At 61.1% G+C, this 6709-nt stretch carries 7 protein-coding genes; all 7 read left to right on the top strand.

What is annotated here, in order from left to right; genetic code table 11:
* Nucleotides 1–2 precede the first annotated feature (2 nt).
* The 7 genes from phbB to M622_RS31060 all read left to right on the top strand — a co-directional run bounded on the left by phbB (nucleotide 3) and on the right by M622_RS31060 (nucleotide 6477).
* Nucleotides 3–749 (top strand): acetoacetyl-CoA reductase, encoded by a 747-nt coding sequence (gene phbB / locus M622_RS31030; protein ID WP_031346930.1) that lies wholly within the window; start codon nucleotides 3–5, stop codon nucleotides 747–749.
* Nucleotides 746–1294, top strand: a complete 549-nt coding sequence (locus M622_RS31035) for a universal stress protein (protein WP_245543069.1) — start codon at nucleotides 746–748, stop codon at nucleotides 1292–1294. The genes phbB and M622_RS31035 overlap by 4 nt, the downstream gene beginning before the upstream one ends.
* Entirely contained in the window at nucleotides 1291–2247 is a 957-nt protein-coding gene (locus M622_RS31040) for a bifunctional enoyl-CoA hydratase/phosphate acetyltransferase (protein WP_021249558.1), read from the top strand. Before M622_RS31035 ends, M622_RS31040 begins: the two co-directional genes overlap by 4 nt.
* 49 nt (nucleotides 2248–2296) lie before the next feature.
* Nucleotides 2297–3049, top strand: coding sequence for an SDR family NAD(P)-dependent oxidoreductase (locus M622_RS31045; protein WP_021249559.1), 753 nt, complete (start codon nucleotides 2297–2299; stop codon nucleotides 3047–3049).
* 56 nt (nucleotides 3050–3105) lie between these two features.
* Complete coding sequence (locus M622_RS40575; protein ID WP_052028715.1) at nucleotides 3106–5115, top strand: esterase/lipase family protein; 2010 nt, start codon at nucleotides 3106–3108, stop codon at nucleotides 5113–5115.
* Between the two features lie 194 nt (nucleotides 5116–5309).
* Entirely contained in the window at nucleotides 5310–6236 is a 927-nt protein-coding gene (locus tag M622_RS31055) for a LysR family transcriptional regulator (RefSeq protein WP_021249561.1), read from the top strand.
* Nucleotides 6237–6249: 13 nt separating this feature from the next.
* A complete protein-coding gene (locus M622_RS31060; RefSeq protein WP_021249562.1) occupies nucleotides 6250–6477 on the top strand; it encodes an EexN family lipoprotein in 228 nt (75 codons plus the stop codon).
* Nucleotides 6478–6709: the final 232 nt, after the last annotated feature.

Below are 6709 nucleotides of genomic sequence, written 5' to 3' on the forward strand. Positions count from 1 at the left end.
CCATGAGCATCCCTCAACGAACGGCCTTGGTGACCGGAGGCAACCGGGGACTGGGCGCTGCGATCGCCCGTTCCCTGCACGATGCCGGCCACCGCGTGATCGTCACGCATACGCCAGGCAACCCCACGATTGACCAGTGGCAGCACACGCAGGCGGCGCAGGGCTACGGATTTGCGGCCTACGGGGTGGATGTGTCCGACTACGAGTCGGCGCAGGAGCTGGCGCGGCGCATTCATGTCGATGGACATCGTATTGACATCCTGGTGAACAACGCCGGTATCACCCGCGACGCGACCTTGCGCAAGATGGACAAGGTCGGCTGGGATGCCGTACTGCGTACCAACCTGGATTCCATGTTCAACGTCACCAAGCCGTTCATCGATCCGATGGTCGAGCGTGGCTGGGGTCGCATCATCAACGTCTCGTCGATCAATGGCAGCAAGGGCCAGTTCGGGCAGACCAACTATTCGGCGGCCAAGGCCGGGGTCCATGGCTTTACCAAGGCGCTGGCGCTGGAAGTGGCGCGCAAGGGCGTGACGGTCAATACCGTCTCGCCGGGTTATCTGGCCACCGAGATGGTGATGGCGGTGCGTGAGGATGTGCGCCAGAAGATCATCGATGCGATTCCGGTCGGGCGCCTCGGTCAGCCAGCCGAGATTGCGGAGCTTGTCGCCTTCATCGCCAGCGAAGCCGCCGCCTTCATGACTGGTAGCAACGTCGCCATGAATGGTGGCCAGCACATGTATTGAGCGGCCATGGAATCCGCGCCACAAGCAATCAATTTCTGACGCTGCAATCCCCAAGACCAATCGACTTCGGACGGAATGCCATGTATTCACGACTCCTGGTGCCGCTGGACGGCAGTCCCACATCGCTTCTGGCCCTCGATCATGCCCGCGCTTTGGCCCATCTGAGTGGCGGCACGGTGATCCTGCTGCATGTCGTCGAGCCGACCCGACACAGCACGGGTTTCGAGCGTCCGAAGGTCTACATCGAGGACGTCCGTCCGCGCTTCATGGCGGCTGGACAGGCCTTGCTGGATGAGGCCGCCAACGGATTGCGTCAGGACGGACTTGCCGTGGAGACGGTGCTTCTTGAAAGCGGTGCCGAGCGCGTGTCGGAACAAATCGCCAAGCAGGCCGAGGCAAGTGCGTGTGATCTGGTCATCCTGGGCACCCACGGGCGTCGCGGCGTGGATCGGCTGCTGCTCGGCAGCGACGCGGAGCAGATCGCGCGCATCGCGCCGGTTCCCGTGATGCTGGTACGCCAACCGCACCGCAAAGGAATCACATGAACGAACAAACTTCTGAACACTTTAGTGCCGTTGCTCCCAGTGGTGTCGCGCGTCTCATCGCCCATGTCAAAGCCATGGCCCCGGTGCGCACTGCCGTCGTGCACCCCTGCGACGCGCTCAGCCTGGGCGGTGCACTGGACGCACGCGATGCCGGCATCATCACGCCAGTGCTGGTGGCGCCGCTTGCCAAGCTGCGCGCCGTTGCAGCCGATTTCGGGCTGGATCTGGGGGACAGTGAGATCGTTGATGTGCCGCACAGCCACGCTGCCGCGGCCACCGCCGCCCGGCTGGCTGGCAAGGGCGAGGTGCAGGCACTGATGAAAGGCAGCTTGCACAGCGACGAGTACCTGGGCGCCATTCTGGCCCCCGAGGCTGGCCTGCGCACCGAGCGCCGCTTGACGCACTGCTACATCATGCAGACGGCCAGCTACCCCCGGCCCTTCATCCTCACCGACGCCGCCATCAACATCGCTCCGTCGCTTGAGGACAAGGCCGATATCGTGCGCAACGCCATCGATCTGGCACACGTCATCGGTGTGCCCGAACCCAAAGTCGCCATCCTGGCGGCGGTGGAAACGGTGAACCCTCGCATGCGCTCGACGCTGGATGCGGCAGCCCTGTGCAAGATGGCCGATCGCGGCCAGATCACAGGCGGCCTAGTCGACGGGCCGCTGGCCTTCGACAACGCAGTCTCGCCCGAGGCCGCGCAAGTCAAGGGCATCCGGTCGGCCGTGGCAGGGCAGGCTGACGTGCTTGTTGTGCCTGATCTGGAAAGCGGCAACATGCTGGCCAAGCAGCTTGAGTTCCTGGGCGGTGCCGAGAGCGCCGGCATCGTCATGGGCGCGCGTGTGCCCATCGTGCTCACCAGCCGCTCCGACTCGCGCACCACGCGCCTGGCATCCTGCGCCATTGCACTCATGCTGGCCGAACGCAGGCGCGCCGCGCCGCCGTGAGGCGCTTGCGCCACCGATTCAACCCGCATTTCAAAATGGAGTCTTCACCATGAAATACAGCTTCAAGGGCAACAGCGCCATCGTCAGCGGCGGTGGCTCCGGCATCGGCGAGGCGACGGCCCGTCTGCTGGCCGCCAACGGCGTGCAGGTTGTTGTCTCCGACATCGACCTTGAGGCCGCACGGCGCGTGGTGGAGGCCATCGACGCCGCCGGCGGCCGCGCCGTGGCGCACGCCGGCAACACCGCCCGTCCCGACGACGCACAAGCAGCGGTGCAGTGCGCACTCGAACATTTCGGCGCCCTGGATCTGGCATTCAACAATGCCGGTATCAGCGGTACGCTCAAACCTGCGGGAGAACTGGCGGCGGACGAGTGGCAGCACGTCATCGACGTCAATCTCTCTGGTGTTCAATATGCCCTGCGGGCGCAGATTCCGGCCATGCTGGCCGCCGGTGGTGGTGCCATCGTCAACATGTCGTCCATCCTCGGCCTGGTTGGCAGCGCCACCGCCCCAGCCTACGTCGCCGCCAAGCACGGTGTCACCGGCCTCACGCGTTCAGCGGCGCTGGCCTACGCGGCGCAGGGCATCCGCATCAACTCCATCCACCCGGGCTATATCGATACGCCGCTGCTCAAAGTGTTGGACGAGGCGACGTTGGCGGCGCTCAAGGGCATGCACGCAATCGGGCGCCTGGGCCAGTCCGAAGAGATCGCCCACGCTGCCTGCTTCCTGCTCTCCGAGGGCGCCAACTACATGTGCGGCAGCGCGCTGGTGGTCGATGGCGGCTATACCGCCGCTTGAAATTACGGTCGCGGCTGAGGTCGGCAACGCCGGTGCAGCATCAAGGTGTGAGACAGGTGGCCTTTGCATTCTCTTTGCGGTGGTCGATCGTGATCGTTGCCGTGTTCGCACTTGGCGGCTGCGCGATTGTCAGCGAGTTCAAGCCCTCTGTGACTGTACGCGCAATGGCACCGGATGAATACGTTGCGCTACGGCGGGGCGATGTCCTCGGCACGGGAAAACTGAGTGCGTTGACTGTGCAGGCCCTCCGCGTCGCCGAAATTGATGAACGGGCCTGCGCAAAGAGCACCTCACTTGCTTGTATTGCGGCGATAGCCGCGGTCAAGGACATGGACGAAGAGACTAGGACATCGGCTCTGGCTGAGCTTTGGTTGCAGCATGCCGTGTCCATTTCAATTTCGGCTCCTTACACCGAATCCTCCTCCACTTCAGCTTGGATCGAGACGGCACGGTATGCGTATGCCTATCTCTTCTTTACCAGGCGCGCACCCGGCGAACGCGCGTTTGAGGAGCGGCAGACGCAGGTGCGCGACTGGTACAACTACGCAGTACAAAAAACGGTCGCACAGCTGTTTGGCGTACGCCAAGGGAAACCGGATGCGAAGGCTGTCAAGGCCAAAGGTGTGCTGCGTTTGGGTGATTGGACTTTGCGAGTTGACCTGAATGCTCGCCTGCCGAACGGCGCGGCAATGCCGCGCGAGTTGTTGCCTGCCAGCGCGCTGAGATTCCAAGGTCTGCGCGACATCTACCGTAGGGATGGCCTGGGCGCTGAACTGGTGGCCGTAACCGATGCCCAGTCGTTGACCAATCAAAACGGGTTACCCACCGGAGATGATTTTTCGACGAAATCCAACGCCTGGAACGAAATGCCCACCCCCAACGTGACGGTAGTGCTCCGCTTCGACGTGCGCTCTATGGAGGAGCTGCTGGCCTCGCACGAACTCGTCGTTGCGGTATATGACCCGCTGGTGCAAGACTATTTGTCGCTCCATGGGCAACGCGTTCCGCTGGCTGGCAATTTCACAGCGGGCTATGGTCTGTGGCTGGCACGCTCGGAGTTCAATCGGCAATCGTTGTTGGGTCTGCTTGGGCGTGACCGTGGAATCGATCAGCCGCGCCTGTATCTGATGCAGCCATTCGATCCACAGCGGCGCATCATCGTGATGCTGCATGGACTGGCGAGCAGCCCCGAGGCTTGGGTCAACCTGGCCAATGAACTTCTGGCCGACGAAGAACTGCGGTGCGCCTTCCAAGTCTGGCAGGTCTATTACCCCACGAACATGCCGCTGCCAGCCAATCATGCGGCAATCCGACAAGTTCTGCTGGCCGCTTTGCATCACTTCGACCCGGAGGATAAAACTGCAGCTTCACACGGGCTGGTGTTGGTTGGGCACAGCATGGGCGGAGTGCTCGCGCGGTTGATGGTCTCCACGTCGGATCAGCAATTGTTGAAATGGGCCGAATCGGATCCGAGGATCGATCTGAATCGTCTTGGCAAGAGCCGCGCCAAAATTGACCCTCTCCTGCAATTTCAGCCATTTCGAGGTGTTGAGCGGGTGATATTCATCGCCACGCCCCACCGTGGAACCGTGGTTGCCGGCCAAGGGTTTGGGCGCTGGGTAGCCGGATTGGTCCGCTTGCCGCTGACGCTGCTGGAAGCGCTCGCTGGCGCCATTCCGGCTCGCGCCTACACCATGGGAACAACCCAGGAAACGCTCCTGGAGCGCATTCCCAACAGCATTGATCAACTCGACGAAAAGGATCCTTTTGTCAAAGCCGCAGCGGAGCTTCCTATCTCGGGTCGGGTGTTATATCACTCGATTATCGCCAGGCAGAACACCGATGGTTCTCTTGCGGACTCCGACGACGGCCTGGTTCCGTACAGAAGTGCCCATTTGGAGGAGGCCGCCTCGGAAAGAATCATCGTGTCCGGGCACAGCGTGCAGGAGACCGCTGCTTCAATCGCGGAGATCACGCGAATCCTGCGTGAAGACATTGCAAGGCATCAGCTGACAACCGCAGACCTCCCTCCCGCCGAAAGGAGGGGGACTTGCCTCGCCTATTGATCGATTCAGTCATTGTCTTTTGATAATTTAGTGAGTAATATATCACTAGCTTTTGCAATTCGGATTGGACTGCTTGCATCGCAACCGGGACACTTTCGGTTCGGAGGACAGCGTCCCTGGTGTGCTCATATGAATGAAGCATCAGACCGCACCCCATAGAACATGGACGATCTGAAACGCTAGGAAGGGCATAAGTGGAATTGCGCCAACTTCGATGTTTCATCGCTGTCGCGGAGGAGCTTCATTTCGCTCGTGCCGCTGAACGGCTACACATCGACCAATCGCCGCTGTCTCGCACCATCAAGGAACTGGAGGAAGAACTTGGTGCGCGCCTGTTCGTTCGCACTACCCGCAGCACGCAACTGACCCGTGCAGGTCGATTGCTCTTGGAACACGTACCACGCATCTTTACTGCGCTGGAGCAAGCCCGCGATAGCGTCAGGTCTGCCTCCAATGGCTATCACGGGCAATTGCGCATTGCCTTGTCCGATGGCATCACGCCATCACGCTTGCCGGCGCTGCTTGCGCAGTGCCGCGAAGAAGACCCCGAGGTCGAGGTTCGGTTATTCGAGGTTCCGCTTGCCCAGCAGATCAAAGGCTTGCACGATGACCTATACGATGCCGGCTTTTCGATGGCCGATGATGTGGGCGATGGCATCGTGGCCACATCTGCCTGGGAGGACGAATTGATGGTCGCAGTACCTGCTCGCCATCCCGTGCTCTCCTTCAGGCAGGTTCCGCTGGAGGAAGTGCTGCACTATCCGCTGGTGTTGGGCGATCCGGCAATCTGCGAAGGCCATGCGCGTCAGGTCGAGCGCATCCTGCGCAGGCACGAGCAGGAGCCGCTGATAGTCCAGCACGTTTCCACCTTTGACCTCATGATGACTCTGGTTTCCGCCGGGTTGGCCTTGGGCCTGGCTGGCGCGGCGCACATCAGCTCCAGTCGCGAGCTTGGTGTTGTGGCTCGACCCTTGGCGGGTAAACCGCCGATGCTAACAACCTATCTGCTGCGTCGTGATGCGGAGACTCCAGAGATGTTGACCCGGTTCATTGAACGAGTGGCCTTCATTGACTCGGCAGGTAATCTGAGCAATGCCAAAAATTCCCGACCCACCCGATGAAAGGATCGGAACCATGAATAAGGTGATGCTGCTGATGCTGGCTGCCACACTGACTGCATGTGGACCCTCTCAACTTTCAGAAACGGTAGACGCGCTTACAGCCAATCCCGATCGCATCAAGGAGATTCAACGGCTGTGCAAGGAAGATCGCGCGAAGGTCGATGATGAACTTTGCCGACGCGCCGCAGAAGCCGCCAAGCGGCGTTTCTACGGTGATCGGCCGGAGCAGAAACCCAGGTAGTCACCCGCGCAGTCGCTTCGCTTTGGAAAAATCCTTCCGTTACCTCGCCACGCTGAAATGCGCTCGTGGTTGCAACCCCTTTCTTCCCCTCGCTACAGCAAGAACCCCTGCTTTTTTAGCCTCAATTCCTGCCATAACGGCCTTTGACCGTAAGCGCTCCACGAACCCCATCCTTACATAGCCGCGGGTGAGGCGGCATGCTCAGGCTTCCGTTTCTCAGGGAGCACGAACA

The sequence above is a fragment of the Thauera terpenica 58Eu genome (assembly GCF_000443165.1).
Lineage (GTDB): Bacteria > Pseudomonadota > Gammaproteobacteria > Burkholderiales > Rhodocyclaceae > Thauera > Thauera terpenica.